Source organism: Micromonospora sp. NPDC049051, from assembly GCF_043197575.1.
Classification (GTDB): domain Bacteria; phylum Actinomycetota; class Actinomycetes; order Mycobacteriales; family Micromonosporaceae; genus Micromonospora.
On record NZ_JBICTL010000006.1, the window covers coordinates 166,706 to 185,430 of the forward strand.

Annotated in this window: 8 protein-coding genes; 7 read left to right on the top strand and 1 reads right to left on the bottom strand. The window is 68.5% G+C overall.

All coding sequences use genetic code 11. The features are described 5' to 3' along the window. Window positions 1–82: 82 nt before the first annotated feature. From ACGFIR_RS24850 to ACGFIR_RS24865, 4 genes are all read left to right on the top strand, one after another. Window positions 83–6,730, top strand: a complete 6,648-nt coding sequence (locus ACGFIR_RS24850; protein WP_393147431.1) for an RHS repeat-associated core domain-containing protein — start codon at window positions 83–85, stop codon at window positions 6,728–6,730. Continuing rightward, complete coding sequence (locus ACGFIR_RS24855) at window positions 6,730–7,212, top strand: hypothetical protein (protein ID WP_393147433.1); 483 nt, start codon at window positions 6,730–6,732, stop codon at window positions 7,210–7,212. The genes ACGFIR_RS24850 and ACGFIR_RS24855 overlap by 1 nt, the downstream gene beginning before the upstream one ends. Before the next feature lie 245 nt (window positions 7,213–7,457). Next, window positions 7,458–7,763, top strand: a complete 306-nt coding sequence (locus ACGFIR_RS24860; RefSeq protein WP_393147435.1) for a hypothetical protein — start codon at window positions 7,458–7,460, stop codon at window positions 7,761–7,763. A 211-nt stretch (window positions 7,764–7,974) separates the two neighbouring features. Further along, the gene (locus ACGFIR_RS24865; protein ID WP_393147437.1) at window positions 7,975–14,484 is read left to right on the top strand and encodes a carboxypeptidase regulatory-like domain-containing protein; all 6,510 of its coding nucleotides are present in this window, start codon (window positions 7,975–7,977) and stop codon (window positions 14,482–14,484) included. Between the two features lie 211 nt (window positions 14,485–14,695). On the opposite strand, the gene ACGFIR_RS24870 is transcribed toward ACGFIR_RS24865, so the two are convergent. Next, window positions 14,696–14,854, bottom strand: coding sequence for a hypothetical protein (locus ACGFIR_RS24870; RefSeq protein ID WP_393147439.1), 159 nt, complete (start codon window positions 14,852–14,854; stop codon window positions 14,696–14,698). A 391-nt stretch (window positions 14,855–15,245) separates the two neighbouring features. Here ACGFIR_RS24870 and ACGFIR_RS24875 point away from each other — a divergent pair, with 391 nt between their 5' ends. From ACGFIR_RS24875 to ACGFIR_RS24885, 3 genes are all read left to right on the top strand, one after another. Continuing rightward, on the top strand, window positions 15,246–15,767 hold the full coding sequence (locus tag ACGFIR_RS24875) for a GNAT family N-acetyltransferase (RefSeq protein WP_393006392.1): 522 nt from the start codon (window positions 15,246–15,248) through the stop codon (window positions 15,765–15,767). Between the two features lie 97 nt (window positions 15,768–15,864). Next, entirely contained in the window at window positions 15,865–17,172 is a 1,308-nt protein-coding gene (locus ACGFIR_RS24880) for an MFS transporter (protein ID WP_393147735.1), read from the top strand. Window positions 17,173–17,455: 283 nt separating this feature from the next. Continuing rightward, entirely contained in the window at window positions 17,456–18,637 is a 1,182-nt protein-coding gene (locus tag ACGFIR_RS24885) for a peptidase M23 (RefSeq protein WP_393147441.1), read from the top strand. The last annotated feature ends 88 nt before the right edge of the window (window positions 18,638–18,725 follow it).

An 18,725-nucleotide genomic window follows, 5' to 3' on the forward strand; every position in this document is an offset into this window, starting at 1 on the left:
ACCACCACGGCCAACACCATTCATCCGCTGATCTCGGACCTCGGAGGTACCGGTGCGGGTACTGCTGCGCACAAACACGTCCTTGTTCATCCGTTCCCGTCCGCTCCGGGCCGCTCGTAGCGGCTTCGCCGCCTCGCTCGCGGCGGTGCTGATCCTCAACCTGCTCCAGGTGCCGGCGCTGGCGGCGGGCCCGGCCCCGTACCAGCGGCCAACGCCGGTTCCGGTCCCGAAGGTGCCGGTCACCGAGGTTCCCGTGCGGTCACCCTCGACGGTACCGGCCAGGCCGGACGCCAGCGCCAAACCGGCGCCGGTCTGGCCGGCGGCCGGCAGCGCCGTGGTGGCCGTGCCCGCCGGAACCGGGCGCGCACCGGCCCAGGCCGGGAGTTTGCCGGTCCGGGTCGCCGCCGCCCCGGCCGTTGCCGGCTCGACAGCCGGTCCACCCGCGCGGGTACGCGTCGACGTGCTCGACCGGGCCACCACCGCCCGCGCCGGGCTGCGCGGACTGGCGCTGCGCCTGGCCCGCGCCGACGGGATCACCGGCTTCGGCCCGACCCGGGTCAGCATCGACTACGCCCCCTTCGCCACCGCCTACGGTGCCGACTGGTCCAGCCGGCTACGGCTGGTCAGCCTGCCCGAATGTGCCCTGACGACCCCGCAGCAGCGCAACTGCGTCGGTACGCCCCTGCGGTCGACGAAGGACCTTGCCAAGCGGACCGTGACAGCTGACGTACCGGTGGGCGCCGGCAGCCTCTTCGCGCTGACCGCTGCCGACTCCGGGCCGTCCGGCGACTACGCGGCCACCCCCCTGCAGGCGTCGGCGACCTGGTCTGCCGGCGGTAACTCCGGCACGTTCGCCTGGTCGTACCCGATGCGGGTGCCGCCCGCGATGAGCGGGCTGGCCCCGAAGCTGGCCCTGGCCTACTCGTCCCAGTCGGTCGACGGCCGGCACGCCGCCTCGAACAACCAGCCGTCCTGGGTGGGCGAGGGGTTCGAGCTGTCGGGTGAAGGTTTCATCGAGCGCCGCTACAAGCCGTGCCTCGACGACATGGACGGATCGGCGAACAACGACGAGGAAACCGGCGACCTGTGCTGGGAGACCGACAACGCCACCCTCACCCTGGGCGGCAGCTCCGGTGAGCTGATCTACAACGCCACCGAGCAGCGCTGGCACCTGCGTAACGACGACGGATCCCGGATCGAGCGCAAGTCCGGGGCCAGCAACGGCGACAACAACGGCGAGCACTGGGTGGTCACCACGACCAGTGGCATCCAGTACTGGTTCGGGAAGAACCGGCTGCCCGGCTGGGTCACCGACGATCCGGAGACCAACTCGACCTGGACCGTGCCGGTCTTCGGCAACGACCCGAACGAGCCGTGCCACGCCACCGCGTTCGCTGACTCGGACTGCCGCCAGGCGTGGCGGTGGAACCTCGACTACGTCGTTGACCTCTCCGGCAACTCGTACTCCTACTGGTACACCAAGGAGACCAACAAGTACGGCCGTAACCTCGACCCGGACGACGAGGTCAGCTACGACCGGGGTGGCTGGCTCGACCGGATCGACTACGGCACCCGCCGCGTCGCCGACGTCGACTCGGTACTGGACACGCCGGCCCCGTTCCGGATCGAACTCGGGGACGGCAACCGCTGCCTGAGCGACTGCACTACCCACGACGAGACGCACTGGCCGGACACCCCGTGGGACAGGGAGTGCACCGGCACCTCCTGCCCGGAGAACTTCTCACCCACCTTCTGGCGTACGAAGCGGTTGTCCACGGTGACCACCCAGATCCGCAGCGGCACCGGCTACGCCGACGTCGAACGGTGGAACCTGATCCACACTTTCCCCGACCCCGGGGACGGCACCCGCGCCGGGCTGTGGCTGGACCGGATCTCGCACACCGGCCTGGCCGGCGGGACCGCCGCCACTCTGCCGGACGTGGAGTTCACCCCCGTCCAGCTCGCCAACCGGGTCGACACCCGGGACTTCGCCGCCGCGATGAACTGGATGCGCATCACGAAGATCCGCAACGAGACCGGCGGCACCCTGAACCTCACATACTCCGAGCCGGACTGCGTGGCGGGCCAGACCCCGACGCCACACACCAACAACCGGCTCTGCTATCCGGTGATCTGGACTCCGGAGGGCTACCCGGCCCCGCGCACCGACTGGTTCCACAAGTACGTCATCAAAAAGATCTTCGAAATCGACCACACCGGCGGAGTGGCACCGCAGGGCAGCCCACGCGTCATTCGGACCTACGACTATCTCGACGGCGCGGCCTGGCACTACGCCGACGACGAGGGTCTGATCGAGAAGGAGGAGAAAACCTGGTCCGACTACCGGGGCTACGGCAAGGTCACGGAGACCATCGGTGATCCGGGGGAGCAGACGTACACCGAGACCCGCTACTTCCGTGGCATGCACGGTGACCGGGCGGCACCGGCCGGCGGCACCCGCACGGTGACCGTGGACGGCATCAACGACGAGGACTGGTATGCGGGCGTGACCCGGGAAACCCGGACGCTCAACGGGGTCGGCGGTCCCACGGTCTCCCGTCAGACCATGATTCCCTGGGCCTCCTCCCCGGCGACCGCAACCCGCACGATCAACGGTGACACGGTCACCGCCCGGTTCAGCCGGGTCGCGACCGTCACCAGCTACACCACGCTCGACGCGGGGCGCGGTGAGCGGGCCACCACGGTCACCACCGGGTACGACAGCTACGGCATGGCCGTCAGCGTCGACGACTCCGGTGAGGACGGCAAGCCCGGCGACGAGCAGTGCACGAAGACCGACTACACCCCACGAAACGACACGAACTGGTTGATGGACCGGGTGCACCGCACGCAGAAGTATGCGCTGAAGTGCGCGGACACCGGTGGCACCCTGACCGCGGCGGACGTCATCGGCGAGACCCGCACCTGGTACGACAATAGTTCGACGTTCGAGGCCACCCCCACCGCCGGGCTGCCAACCCGGGTCGAGGAGATGGCGGACTGGAACTCCGGGGCGCCGACCTTCACCACCGTCACGCGCACGGCCTATGACGCCCACGGGCGGGTTACCTCGTCCTGGGACGCGATGAACTACGAGACGAAGACGGCGTACACCCCGACGCTCGGCGGGCCGGTCACCGCGACCACGCTGACGAATCCGCTCGGCCACAAGACGACCACGACACTGGACCCGGCGTGGGCGTCGGAGACCTCGGTGGTGGACCCGAACGACAAGCGCACCGACCTGACCTATGACGGACTCGGCCGGCTCACCGCGGTCTGGCTGCCCGGCCGGGACAAGGCCACTGACAGCGCCAACGTCACCTTCGGCTACACCGTCCGCAACGACGCGAGCACCGTGCTCGCCACCAACCGGCTCAACGCCCAGGGGGCGTACGTCACCTCGTACGCGATGTTCGACGGGCTGTTGCGACCCCGGCAGACCCAGGCGCCCTCGCCTTCCGGTGGGCGGCTGCTGACCGACACCTTCTACGACAGCGCCGGGCGCCCCGCGCGGTCCTACGGGATCTACCACGCGGCCGGAACGCCGGGCACCACGCTGGCGACCGCCACCGAAGCCGCCTTCGTGCCCAACCAGTCCCGCAACGTCTACGACGGCACCGGCCGGATCACCGCCACGGTCTTCCAGCCCTACGCCGCCGAACGCTGGCGCACCACCACCTACTATGCGGGGGACCGCACCGACACCACCCCACCGTCGGGGGGTACCGCCAGTGCCTCGGTGACCGACGTACGCGGCCGCACGGTGGAACTGCGGCAGTACCACGGTGCCGTCCCCACGCCGGCCACCGCGGGCAGTTGGGATGCCACCACCTACGCCTTCAACCGCAAGGGCCAGTTGGAGGGGGTCACCGATCCCGCCGGCAACGACTGGGCCTACACCTACGACATCCGTGGTCGCAAGACCGGAGCCGTGGACCCGGACACCGGTTCGACCTCCCTGACCTACGACAACGCCGGGCGGATCACCCTCAGCACCGACGCCCGGAGCCGGAAGCTCGCCTACGGCTACGACCCGCTGAACCGCAAGCGTGCTGTCTACGAAAACCAGATCGGTGGCACGCCGCGGGCCCAGTGGGTCTACGACACCGTGGCCAAGGGGCAGCTGTCGCAGTCCGTCCGGTACGTGGGCTCGGCCCAGTACGTCTACAAGGTGACCGCCTACAGCGACACCTACCAGCCTGAGGCGACCGAGGTCGTCATCCCGGCGTCGGAAACCGGCCTGGCCGGCACGTACACCTCCGACAACAGCTGGAACGTGGACGGCTCGCTGGCCTCGACGACTCTGCCCGCCACCAACGTCAACGACCTGCCCGCCGAAACCCTCTCCTACGGTTACGACAGCCTGGGGTTGCCCACCACCCTCAGCACGCTCTACGGGTCGACCAACTCCTCGTACGTCGCCGACACCGACTACAACGCGCTCGGTCAGCCAGAACAGTACGAGCTGTACACCGGCACCGGTGGTCGGGTGTTCCAGGCGTTCACCCGCGAGTTGGAGACCGGCCGACTGACCGGCGCCCGTACCGACCGGGACTCGGCAACCCCGAACATTATCGCGGACCGCCGCTACACCTTCGATCCGGCCGGCAACATCACCGGTGTCAAGGACGTGGCTGCCGACCCGGTCGACGACACCCAGTGTTTCGGCCACGACCACCTGCGCCGGCTCAGCCAGGCGTGGACCCCGACCTCCGGCGACTGTTCCGTCGCACCGAACGCGTCCCTGCTCGGCGGGCCCGCACCGTACTGGCACTCCTGGACCTTCGACAGCAGCGGCAACCGGAAGACCCAGTCCGTACACAGCGCGAACGGTGCGGCGGTCACCGACTACCACTACCCGGCCGCCGGTGGCGCACGACCGCACAGTCTCACCAGCACCAGCGGTGCCCAGAGCGGTAGCTACACCTACGACCTGTCCGGCAATACCCTCACCCGTCCGACTACGGGAGCTGGCACCCAGACTCTGGTCTGGGACGCCGAAGGGGACCTGGAGACGTCCACCGACGCCACCGGGCAGACCCGGTACATCTACGACGCGGACGGCAACCGCCTGGTCCGCCGGGATCCCGCTGGCCGGACCCTCTACCTGCCGGGGCAGGAGATCCGCTACAACACCGCGAGTGGCACCACCACCTGCACCCGCTACTACGGCTTTGCCGGTTCGACGCTCGCCTCCCGTACCGCCGCCGGGCTGACCTGGCTCTCGGCCGACCATCAGGGCACCTCGCTGGTCGCGGTCGACGCCGGGTCGCAGCAGGTCACCCAGCGCAGGCAGACGCCCTATGGGACCGCCCGTGGCGGCGTTCCGGGATGGCCCAACAGCCGGGGATTCGTCGGCGGCACCGTCGACAACACCGGGCTGACCCACCTCGGAGCCCGCGAGTACGACCCGACGATCGGACGCTTCATCTCGGTCGACCCGATCCAGGATCTCAACGATCCGGTGCAGTGGAACGGCTACACCTATTCCAACAACACGCCGGTCACCATGAGCGATCCCAGCGGCCTGCTCGGGTCGGCCAGTTGCGCCCCCGGCATGGTGGGTGGTCCCGGTGCCTGTACCGGTAACGAGAACGGCCCCGGGATCAGTCCCGGTTCCACCGGCGGCTACCACACGAGCATCAAGACCTATCCCGGCGGCACCACGGTGACGCGTAGTAACGGTCGGACCTGGATCAACGACTTCGAGGTACCTGAAGAGGACCTGCGACACGTCCCGGACGCACCCACCGTCGACCAGATGGCAGCCGGTCTTGACCGCTACCACTCCGAGCACCCCGTGTTGGAGGAGGGCTGGGTCGACCGGTACAGCGATGAGGTGACCCGGGCCGGCCTGCTGCTGGCTACCAACAACGGATACATCAAGGGATCAGGCCAGTTCAAGCTGTGGGTGCACGGTGTCAGCGGCCAGATCACCCCGGAACTGGGCGGGATGCACGGCATCGTCGGCCCACGCGGGCCCCGGGGAGGACCTGGTCCGCGTGGTCCTCGGGTACATGGGTGCAACAGCTTTGCTGGCGACACGGAAGTCCTGCTGGCCGCCGGGGACACCAAACCGCTCGAAGAAATCGAGGTCGGTGACGTCGTACTGGCTACCGACCCGGAGACCGGCGAACAGGGGCCGCGTACCGTCACCGCGGTCTGGGTCCACGACGACGAACTCCGTGACCTGGAAGTGACGGGAGGGCGCCTCCGAACGACCGAGGACCATCCCTACTGGAATGTGACCGACCAGCAGTGGCAGCTCGCCAGCGAACTGGACCCCGGTGATCTGCTGCGTGCGGCGGACGGTTCAGAGGTCGAGGTCTTCGGCTTCATCAAGGGCGGCAGCCGGGTGGCCCTGGCCTACAACCTGACCGTCGATGACATCCACACGTACTATGTGGTGGCCGGCAAAACTCCGGTACTCGTACACAACACAGGCCCGTGTCTTGGGCCGGTGCAGAACCCATCGCGTGGCAGCACCGCACGACGAGACCACGTCGATTGGGAGGAGGATTTGCTGCTGGAGGTGAGACATAATCCGGCAGCCGGTGAGAGATTGGTGAAGGTTCCACAAACGGATCCGAGATGGCCGGCTGATAAGGGTTGGCAGAAGATGACGCAGACGATTGATGGCGTGGAAATTCATTACCAGTACCAAGCTACAACAGGTGCAGTTGACGACCTCAAGGTGAAGGACTGGGTTCCGGGGGCGGCCGACTGATGGCTATGCAGGTCATCTGTATTGGAAATCGTGGCAGCGACTTGCCAGGACCGGTCCTAAGCCTCAGCGGAAACTTCGAGTCAACTAAATTTCAGTTGACGGTCGACGGCGCCTATGCGGTTTACGCAATGGCGATCAGTCGAGGAAATCTCATGCTCCTTGTCCTCAACGACAGTGTTCGACCGGTCTGGGCTCACGTCGAACTGTTCCGTTTTACCGATGCCGCGCTTCCTTTTGATTGGAGCTTCGCTAAGCGAGAAGAAGGGATGCATGGAATTAGTGCGCTGTGGGGATATCGCAGCATGATTGAAAACCCTTCGCACAATGATGGCTTGATGGAGCGTGAGCGTAGCGCATGGAGGGACTTCCTGGTGGACAATGAACGGGCATCGAGGGAGGGGCCAGATCAGGAGAAGATTCGTTCGCTGAGCAAAGCGTTCAATTCTGGTCGTACCTTTTTAAGGCCTCCCAACGCGGGATAGCTTGTCGGCTGAACCAATATTCGCGCTGACCCGGATATTTCAAGCTCTGAGCATGTTTGCCATTTGCCGGCGGTGATCGTCGCGTTGCGCAGACGAGTTGAGGACCTGTGATCGCATTGATGACGAGCTGGCGGTGGTGGTGGGTGGCGGCGGTGGTCCTCGCAGTCGTCGGCTGCGGGCGGGCGGAGTCGGGGGACCGCCCGGTTCCACCCGACAACTCCGCACAGATCTGTGGGGACGTCAGGATGATTAACGAGCGGTACGTCGCCGGTGGTGCGCCGGAGGGTCGCGCCTACCTCGATGCGGTAGAAGCGGCGTACACCGGCGCCCCCGGCGCGGCTGATGTGGCCGACTTGCGTCGCGGCTATTTCGAGGCATGGGCCGCGCAACTCCGTCCACTGGTGGAGCGGGTGAGCGACGAGCGACTCCGCGTCGTTCTGCGTCACTACACCGACCTGCTTCGCCAGCAGGCGGCGGGCAGCGCTGATGCGACGGGAACTGATCTGATCAGGGTGCAAAAAGAACTGAATGAGGTCTGCCTCGCTGGTTGAGCAGGCGGGTCGCCTGTTTCTCCGATCGCTCCGAGTCTGGCAATTGTGCTGTCGGTGCGGATGTCAACGGCTCCGTGGCATCCTCTCAAGTCGACTGGCGTAAAATATTGACGCCTATGAGAGTTTATCTGTACGTTGAGCGCGCCATGACGTTGGATGATCACGGGGGCCCCTCATGTTCGGTGTGCCTAGAGTGCTGTCCGCTGCGCGGATGTGGAAACGGTCCAGGTGGTCTGCGGCGGCGGTCGCGGCGGCGGTGGCGGGGACGGCGCTGATCGTGCCAACCACACCTGCTGCGGCGCAGCCGCCAGCCCCGCGCTGTGTCGATGCGCAGCCCGACGCCGCAGCCGCGCGGAGCATGCTGGCCGCCTGCGGGCGGCCCGTGGAGATCCTGTCGGAGCGCACCGAGTACGCGCAGACGTTCCTCAACGTCGACGGTTCCCGCACTCTGGAGCAGAGCATCGAGCCGGTGCGGGTGCGTAAGGGCAACTCGTGGGCTCCGGTGGACACCACACTCAAGGCGTCCCCGGACGGGATCGCGCCGCGGGCGACGGTCCTGCCAATGGTCTTCTCCTCCGGCGGGGACGGCCCGTTCGCACGCCTGCGCGACGGCGACCGGGAGTTGTCGATGACCTGGCCCGGCAAACTGCCGGCGCCGGTGCTGGAGGGCGCCACCGCGATCTACCGGGACGTGCTGCCCGAGGTGGACCTGCGGGTCACCGCGCAGCCGTTGGGCTTCTCCGAGGTGTTGGTGGTACGCACCCGGCAGGCGGCGGCGAATCCGAAGCTCGCGTCCCTGCGGTTCGGTCTGGCCACCAGGGGAGTCGCTGTGGCCGCCGTCTCCGGCGGAGGCCTGGCCGCGCGGGACAGTGCGGGGAAGACCGTCTTCACCTCGCCAGCTCCGTTGATGTGGGACTCCTCCGACCCCGAGTCGGCAGCGGGCGGCCCGGCGGAGGCCAGGAACGGGAAAGAGCGGCAGCTCAGCCCGAAGCCCAAGCCGACCTCCGGGGAAGCCGAGCCGAACCGGTCCGCCGGTGCGCCGGGCCAGGCCGGTGCGCCGGAGGGCTCCCGGCGGTCGGTGATGCCGGTCAAGGTGGGTGACGGTGCGCTGACCATCGTGCCGGACCAGGCCATGCTGGCCGACCCGGGTACGAAGCTGCCGATCTACATCGATCCGTCCTGGACCGGCGGCATCGTCGACAACGCGTGGACGTCGGTGTGGAGCAAGCACAAGTCCAGCTCGTTCTGGAAGAACTCCTCGGCACTGAACAACGGCTCGACGTACGGGTCTGCCGGTGCCGGTCGCACCGAGGACTGTTCCGGGTGCAGTGACCACATCATCCGCTCGATGTTCCGGATGAACACCAGCGCGGTGCGGGGCAAGCACATCCTCGCCGCGGAGTTCCGCGTCGAGCAGCGGCACGCCTGGACGTGCAACCCGAAGACCAACGCGAAGCTGTGGATGACCGGGTCGATCTCGTCGTCGACGACCTGGAACAACCAGCCCACCTGGTACAGCGCCTACACGGCACAGACCCCGGGCAACCGCAAGTACGGGGCGGCGCACGGCTGTCTCGGTACCGGCACCATCGAGTTCAACGTCAAGACGATGGTGACGAAGGCAGCGGCGAGCAACTGGTCCACCCTGACCGTCGGGCTCAGGGCGATCGACGAGGGCACCAAGGGTCAGTGGAAGCGGTTCAACCACTCCTCGCCCAAGCTGGCGATCACCTACAACACCAACCCGAACGCGCCGTCGGACCGCAAATCCGACGGCAAGGTGTGTGCCACCGGCAGTGCCCGGCCGTACGTGCTGTCCACCACGCCGGTGCTGGCCGCGAAGCATTCCGACCCGGACACCGCGCAGCAGTCGCTGACCACCTGGTTCTACTGGTGGCCGGTGGGCGGGACCCGCAACGAGACCAACAAGATCTCCCAGGCATCGGGTAATCCGTCGGCGGTGTCGAAGGCGATCCCGTCGGGCAAGCTGGTCGACGGCTCGAGCTACGTGTGGCAGGCGCGTACCTGGGACGGCACACACTACGGCGGCTGGTCGGGCACCTGCGAGTTCACCGTCGACGCGACATCACCGTCACCGCCGAGTGACATCGCCTCCACCGACTACCCGGACAACGGTACGCCGCACGGCGGGGTCGGTGTGTCGGGCGCGATCACGATCGCGGCGCCCGCTGTCCGGGCGTACGAGGTGAAGGAGTATGCCTACAGCCTGGACTCGGGAGTGTTGACCGCAGCCAGGACGGTGCCGGCGCGGACCACCGACTACGGTGCCTCGCTCACGATCGTGCCGTTGCACGACGGGGTCAACACCCTCTACGTCTGGGCCCGGGACCACGCGGGCCGGTACTCGACCCCGGTCACCCACACCTTCAGCGTCCGCGCCGGCTCCGGGCCGGCCGCGCAGTGGAACTTCGACGAGGCCAGCGGCAACGCCACCGACGTCACCACCCACAACAACACCGCCACGCTTGCCGGCAGTGCCGGACGGACGACGGGCCGGGGTGGCGCGGGCAGCGCCCTGTCCCTCAACGGCTCGACCGCCTACGCGGCCACCGCGGGCCAGCTCACCACCCCGCACCCGGACACCGGCGTCGCCACACCGGTGCGTACCGACGCCAGCTTCACCGTGACGGCGCGGGTGAAGGTCACCTCCACCACCTCGGTGACCGGCCAGCGGACCGTGGTGGCGGCCAACGGCTCGCGGGTGTCCAGCTATTCGCTGGGCTACTCCGGTCCGGACAACCGCTGGCGGTTCGCCATGAACGGCACCGACGCCGACAACCCCGGGGTCTACTCGGTGTTGTCCAACGTGGCCCCCACCGCCGGGAAGTGGACCCACCTCGCGGCGACGTACGACGGTGGCACCAAGCAACTCACCCTGTACGTCAACGGTGTGGCCCAGACCGCGACCGCCACCCAGGTCGGCGGGTTCAACGCCATCGGCCCGGTCACCATCGGCAAGCGTAAGTGGAACGGCGTCGACGACGGCTTCTTCAACGGCGCGGTCGACGACGTGCACATCTACAACTTCAAGGAGACCGCGACCAAGCTGGCCGAGTTGGCTGTGCCCCTGCAGCCGGCGGTGTCGTTCCCGAACGGCACCGAGGCGACGGCCGGTGGGCAGCTCCAGGTCATCTTCAACGCCGGTGGCGACACCAACATCACCAAGTTCCGGTACAGCGTCGGCGGCACCGCGCTGGACACCGAAGTGAACGCCGCCGCCGCAGGCGGGACCGCCACAGTGACCCTCAACGTCGGCACCACCAACGGTGAGCGGCCGATCCATGTGGTCGCGGTCGACGACGGGGGCCGTGTCGGTGGCATGTCCCGGGGACTGTTCACGGTGAAGCCCACCGCGTTCCTCAACGGACAGGTACTTGATTTCACCACCTTCCTCCCGGTGGCCGGCGCCACCGTCAGGATGGAACCGGGCGGGCTGCAGACGGTCACCGCTGCCGACGGCGGGTACTCCTTCACCGGCTTCGCGCCCGGCATCTACACCCTCCACGCCGCCGTCGGCGGCCGGTGCGGCCTGGCCGGCAGTGGGTCGGTCGAGATCGACGGCCAGGGCAACTACCTGGAGCTGTACCTCTTTCCGCACACCGACGACCTGGGCCACACCTGCTCGGAGCAGACGGCCGCGTTCAGCACGGCCGGCAACGCCCTGGCGTTGACCGGTGACAACGCGGTGACCAGCGTGAACCTGCCGTTCGCCTTCCCGTTCTACGGGTCGGCGTACCGCAACGCCTGGGTGGACACCAACGGGCTGCTGTCCTTCACCGACCCGGGTGGCTCCCACCCGTACACCGGCGGTGGACAACTCCCGGCCCCGGCGGACCCGAACGCGCTGCTGGCACCCTTCTGGGACGACCTGGTCGTCGACGCCTCGGCCAGCGTGCGGACCGCGACCACCGGCACCGGCGACGACCAGCGGTTCACCGTCGAGTGGCGCAACGTGCACCGTAAGGGCAATACCGCACAGCGGCTGAGTTTCGCGGCTGTCCTGGCCCCGGACGGCACCGTGACCACCAGCTACGACCAGCTCGACAACGATGCCGAACGCGGCGCCAACGCGCTGGTCGGCATCGAGGCCCCCGCCGGTGAGGACGGACTGCCCTACTCGGCCGACGAGCCGGTGCTGACCACGGGCAGGACGATCACCTTCGCCCGCCCTGCGGCGGTCGACCCGCTGGAGAAGCACAACCTTTCCGGCACCCTGGTCGACGCGGTCGGCAACCCGGTGGTCGGAGCCACCGTCACCCTCGACCCGAGTGGGTTGACCGCCACGACCGGCGCGGGTGGAGCGTGGAGCTTCACCGGTCTGGTCGCCGACAGCTACACCGTATCGGTGAAGATGGCCGGCCGGTGTGGCACCGCCGCACGCAGCCAGGTCGAGCTGGCCGCGGACACCGTCCGTAACCTCCAGCTCGGACCGGACCACGGTGGTCTCGGGTACGCCTGCACCACCGGTGCCTCGGGCTACGTCGCGGCCTCCACGGTGCTCGCACTGACCGGCGACGACGCGGTCACCATGGTCACCATGCCGTTCCCGGTCACCTTCCACGGGCGGTCGTACAGCCAGGGCCGGGTGCACACCAATGGCCTGATCAGCTTCGGCAACGCGTCCGGTGAGCCGGATACCTGGGCGAACCCGACGATGCCGACGGCTACGGCACCGAACGCGCTGGTCGCCCCGTTCTGGGACGACCTCGAGGTGGACGCCTCGGCGAGCGTGCGTACCCAGTCCATCGGCACCGCCCCCAACCGGTCGTTCGTGGTCGAGTGGCGCAACGTCAACTTCCGACCGCCGAACGCCGGGCGGCTGACCTTCGAGGTCATCTTCCACGAGGATGGCCGGATCGCCTTCCACTACGGCACCATGACCACCCCCACCGAACAGGGAGCGGCCGCGACCATCGGGTTGGAGAACGGCTCGGGTACGGTCGCCGCGCTCTACTCCTTCCAGGAGGCGGCGCTCACCGGCAACAGTTCGATCACCTACACCCCGGCCCCGGTCGGCTCGGTCAGCGGCACGCTCACCACGGCGGTGACCGGTCAACCGGTCTCCGGCGCGACAGTGACCCTCAACCCGGGTAACCGCAGCACCACCACCGGCGCCGACGGCAGCTATCAGTTCACCGGCGTCGCGGTCGGCGAGTACACGCTCGCCGCGTCCACCGGCGACGACCGTTGTGCCGGGCAGTACGCCAAGGAGACCGTCAACCACCCGGGCGGGGTCTCCGGGGTGGACCTGTCGGTGATGGTCGACGGGGACGAGTTCGGTTACAAGTGCACCACCGGCGCCCAGACCTTCGTCCCCGGTGACGTGGTCGAGGGGTGGAGCGGTGATGAGACGGTGTGGCCCAAGAACCCGCCCTTCCCGGTCAAGCTCTACGGCGAGTCGTACACGTCGGCCTGGATCAGCGCCAACGGCCTGATCAGCTTCAAGGACCCGGCGTACTTCGGGTGGATCGGTTCGGTGCCGGGCACCCTTCCGTCGCCGGCCGCCGAGGGCTCCCCGAACGCCGCCGTCTACGTGCACTGGGACGACTGGGTCGTCGACTCGGAGGCGAAGATCGCCACGAAGATCAGCGGCACCGCGCCGAACCGGCAGTGGGTGGTCGAATGGCGCAACGTCCACCTCTTCGGGGACACCAACACCCGGGCCACCTTCGAGGTGATCTTCAGTGAGGGCGGGGACATCACCCTCGCCTACAGCGGGATCGACCCGGCCAAGCCGGTCGAGCAGGGCGCCGAGGCGACCGTCGGCATCGAGAACGCCAGCGGGTCGCTCGGCTTCCAGTACCTGCACAGGGAGGCGTGGCTGGCCAGTGGGCAGGGAGTGACGTTCAAGCCCAACCCGCCGGGATTGGGTTCGGTCACCGGCGTCGTCACCTGCCAGGGCACGCCGGTCTCCGGGGCCAGCGTCACGGTGGCCGGCCTGTCGGCCACCACCGCGGCAAACGGCACCTACCAGGTCAACAACGTGCCGGCCGGATCGTACGCCGTGATCAGCACGGTATCCGCCGGCGCCTGCAAGGGCTCCTCGGTCCACCAGGTCGTGGTCGGCACCAACACCCAACAGGTTGTCGACTTCGCCCTGGCGACCACCCCGGCTGGGGCCGGCTACACGGTGACCGAGCAGCCCGTGGCGTACACCCCGGCGGACACCACGGTCCTGCCGATCACCGGGGACGACGCGTACACCCAGGTCAGCCTGCCCTTCCCGGTCACCCTGTATGGCCAGACGTACACCACCGGCTGGGTGGACATCAACGGTCTGGTGACCTTCGTCGACCCGGGTGAGCCGTCGCCGGACGCCTGGCCGATCCCGTCGGTGGAGAGTCCGGAGGAACCGAACGCCGCGCTCTACCCGTTCTGGCACGACTGGGTGGTGGACGCAGGCGCCAGCGTGCGGACCTCGGTCCGGGGCACCGCACCGAACCGCCAGTTCGTCATCGAGTGGCGCAACGTGCACTCGTACGAGGACCCGCTCACCCGGGTCACCTTCCAGGCGATCATCGACGAGGCCGGTGGGTACAGCTTCGCCTACACCGACAACGACGGGACGTTCCTGGAGCGTGGCGGCGGCGCCACCATCGGTATCGAGAACGGCGACGGTAGCTCCGCGATCCAGTACACCTACCGGCAGCCGGTCCTGCGACCGAGCTTCGGGCTGCGGTTCAACGTACCGACGCCCTGACCGTAGCGCCCGACGGATCGTCGGGTACCGGCTGGTCTGCCGGTACCCGACGATCCACCTGCCCGGGTCCACCGGCAGATCGTTCACAGTGCCGGCGGGCAAGGCTCCGCCGGGTCACAGCCGGCCGGCGGCCTTCAGGCCCAGTACCGGTCGGCGACCTCGGACGCCAGGCCCGCCACCGGACCCTGCACCACGTGCATTCCGTACCGGGTCAGGGCCCGGGCACCCGGTCCAACTCGACGAGACTCCGCTCGGCCGCCGCCACGTGCAGACCGCCGGCCCCGGCGCGACCGGCGGCGAGTACCCGCAGCGACGGGTCCTGCACGGCGGCGACCAGCATGGTGTTCCGGGCGACGAACTGCGGCAGCACCGGTTGCAGCCCTTCCCGAGCGCGCCGGGGTCCAGGGCGGCAAAGCGCAGCAAAGTGTTGATTAAGGTCAATAGGTGAATTAACGTTCTGGCCCCTTGCAAGTTGCGCGTCACTGCGCGCGGCGGTCGCCAGCCGATTCGTTGATTTCTGGTGGCCGGCTCAAATGTGGCGCAAGTCACACAATCGCCGCGTGTGGGGCTGCTGACTTCCTGGCGTCCCTGGTCTGGGTTGCGTCTTTGACCGGGCTGACATTGCCAAGCAGCCCCGCACAGCGCCTCCCGGTAGCCGTCGAAGCGCGTGGACTTCATGGAGCTGAATGGGCTTCTGGGGGATGATCAATACTCGCAAGAGGTGGCTCGTTCAGCGGTCCGGCTTTCAATACCGTGACCAGATGCCCGACTTGATTCTGCCGACTATCCGCCTGCACGCCGCGTTCGTGGAATGCCGCGACGACTGGGGCCCTGGCCTCCACGAGGACGGCTTCGGCCTGGGGGCCGACGACGACGTGGACTCGCCCGAAGGCTTCGCCGCTTGGGTGCACGAGCGGGTCCGACTGACCCATCCGGCTGGCGACCCCTGCCCTGACGAACAGCACGGCTCACCCCGGTGGATCGTCGAGAACGGCCACGTACTCGGGGCAATCGCCCTGCGGCACAAGTTCGACGACGAGATCGGCCAGATCGGCTACGGCATCCGGCCGTCCGCGCGCCGCCGAGGACTGGCGAGTTGGGCACTCGGCGAGATGCTCAAGGAAGCTCGCATCGTCCTGGGCCTAGAACGCCTCCTCATCCCCTGCCTGGCCGACAACATCGCATCAGCCCGGACGATCGAACGCAACGGCGGCGTCCTCGAGGACATCCGCGACACCGAGCACGGTCCAGTGCGGCGCTACTGGATCGTCTTGGATCGGTGATGGGTCACGCATTGCGCACGGCAACCCCGCTGGGACCGAATCCAGGAACCACTCGTCTTGAGCCAGGACGGCCCCGAAGGTGCGGACCGTGTTGGATGTGAAGCCGTACCGGGACGCGCTCGCGCTGCCAGGGTTGCGGCCCCTGCTGCTGGTCGCGATCCTGGCCCGGGTACCGGTGGCGGCCACCGCGGTGGTCATGACGCTGCACGTCCTCGATCTAGGTCACCGGTACTTCGCCGCCGGACTCGTCGGGTCCGCGATGACGGTCGGTTCGGCGCTCGGCGCCCCACTGCTCGGCAGGCTGGTCGACCGGCGTGGCCTGCGACCGATGCTGCTGCTGACCACGGCGGTCTCGGCGCTGTTCTGGGGAACGGCACCGGTCTTGCCGTACCCGGTGCTGCTCGGTGCCGCGTTCGTCGGCGGACTGCTCACTCTGCCGGTCTTCTCGGTGGTCCGGCAGTCGATCGCCGCCCTGGTCCCGCTGGCCCAGCGCCGTCAGGCGTACGCGCTGGACTCGATGTCGGTCGAGTTGAGCTTCATGGTCGGGCCGGCGGGGGCGGTGGCTCTGGCCACCAGTCTCTCGCCCACCCTGACCCTGTACGCCGTCGGCGGAGGGATTGTGCTCGCCGGACTCACCCTGCTGGTGCTGAACCCGCCGACCCGGGCGAGTGACGAGGAGCCGACGCAAGCAGAGAAGCTGCCCAGGCGGCAGTGGCTGACCCCCCGGCTGATCGGGCTGCTCACCGGTGGCGCGGCGGGCACGCTGGTGATCGCCGGCATCGACGTGTCGGTGGTGGCGGTGCTGCGCGACGCTGGTCAGGTCGACTGGACCGGTGTGGTGCTGGCGCTCTGGGCGGCGTGCTCGTTGATCGGTGGCTTCATCTACGGGGTGCTGTCCCGTCCGGTGCCGTCGCTGATCCTCACCCTGGTCCTCGGTCTGATCACCATTCCGGTCGGCCTGGGCAGCGGACAGTGGTGGCTGCTCGCCCTGATGCTGCTGCCGTCCGGAGCGCTCACCGCGCCGACCGTGGCAGCCACCGCCGACGCGGTGAGCCGGCTGGTGCCGGCGAGCGTACGGGGTGAGGCGATGGGCCTGCACGGATCGGCCATGGTGATGGGGGTGGCCGCCGGTGCCCCCCTGGCCGGGGCGGTGATCGATGCCACCGGGCCGGCCTGGGGCTTCGCCGCGACGGGCCTGCTCGGCGCGCTGATCGCGCTGGCGGTACTGCCGACCCAGTCGAGTCACCGCCACTCCAGAGCCGCGGCGGAGCCCACCGTCATCCCCACCGCCGCTCCCCGCTCGATTCCGCCCCCGCTCGATCATCGATCTAGACGAGCCGGAGTACCGCTACCCACAAACACACCTGAGCGGGCACCAGACCAGCCATCCAATCACACGCTGTGACGGATCCTTCCTCGCGACCGGGCACTCGCACTAAACGAATACGCGATTCTGCCAGTCCCGGCGCGCGGATCATTCCGGTTCGTGGGCCGCTGCGGGCGCGTCCCGCCCTCGCCGCCGCGATCCAGTTCTCGCTCGGGCATCCCGCCCGTGGCGAGCGTCCTGGTGAAGCCCGAGCGTGGCCGTTCCGACGGCACGACGATCGACCGTTCATATACGTGCATCAATCTCTGGTATATCGTCCTTCGGGTATATGTCAGCCTCTCAGCCCCCCTCTGGAGCGGACATGATGAGTACTCGACGCTGGCTCGGTACCGCCACGGCGGTCCTGCTCGTTGCCACCATGGCCAGCACCGTGCCGAGCGGCGCCCACGCCGCGTCGGCCAACGACGTCACCGCCGCCGTACAGCAGAAGCTGCTCGCGGAGGCAGTCACGGCGGACCAGGCGTTTCGGACCGCCGATGTGGCGGACACCCGGGTGAACGTCACCCGCAGGGACGGCCGGGCCTGGGCCTTCGGCACCGCCGTGCTCGTCGCCCCGCAGGGAGAGGACCTCCACCCGTCCGGTTGGCTCTTCGTCGCCCGTCAGCAGCGCGGCGGCTGGCAGGTCGCCTTCGAGGGCGAAGCCACCTTCGCCGAACTGACTGCGGCCGCGCCCGCCTCCGTCGTCGCTGAGCAGGAGAGGGACACCTTCACCGCCCCCAAGACGATGGCCGCCAACGGGGACTTCCGCACCGGCATGCGCCTGCCGTTCACCGTCGGCCAGTCCTGGATCCTCCGGGGCGGCCCACACGGCTGGTCCGGCTCCCCGCGACCGTTCAGTTCCATCGACCTCTACGGCGGTGACGAGCGGGTGCTGGCCGTGCGCGCCGGCACCGCGTACACGATGTGCAAGGGTTGGATCCGGGTGGTCCACGACCGGGGGTACGCCACGGACTACTACCACCTCTGGAACAACATCAACGTCGACGGTGCCTCCGTCTCGGCGGGCACCTTCCTCGGCAACACCGGCACCGACATCACCTGCGGCGGCTCCGCCAGCAGCCGGCACGTGCACCTGGGGCTGCGGCAGAACAGCGCGTACGTCGCGGTCGCCACCCACAACCTCGGCAAGTGGGTGCCGCGGGAGGGCAGCACGGCCTACGAGGGCTACGCGCTGCACGGCTCGAAGCGCGTGAACGTCAAGGGCACGCTCTACAACTACGGCGCGCTCGGCTTCACCGAGGGCATCGTCGACAGCAACGGCGGCACGTCGGTCAGCCGGCGGTCCGGGCCGGGCACCGGGTACGGCGTCGTCGGCTCGATCGCGGACGGCGCCACGGCGGCCGTGGCCTGCTCGGCGAACGGCACCACCCACAGCGGCCGCTGGGGCACCACCGCCCTGTGGAACCAGCTCACCGACGGCACCTGGATCCCCGACGCGTACCACTACACCGGAGCGGCCAACCCGGTCAACGGCTGGTGCTGACGCGCCGCGCCGCCCCGCCCGGTGCCGGTGATCGGTAGCGCCAGGGTGAGTGGTCGAGTAGCCGCGTCGTGGCGGCGCTGCGTCTCAT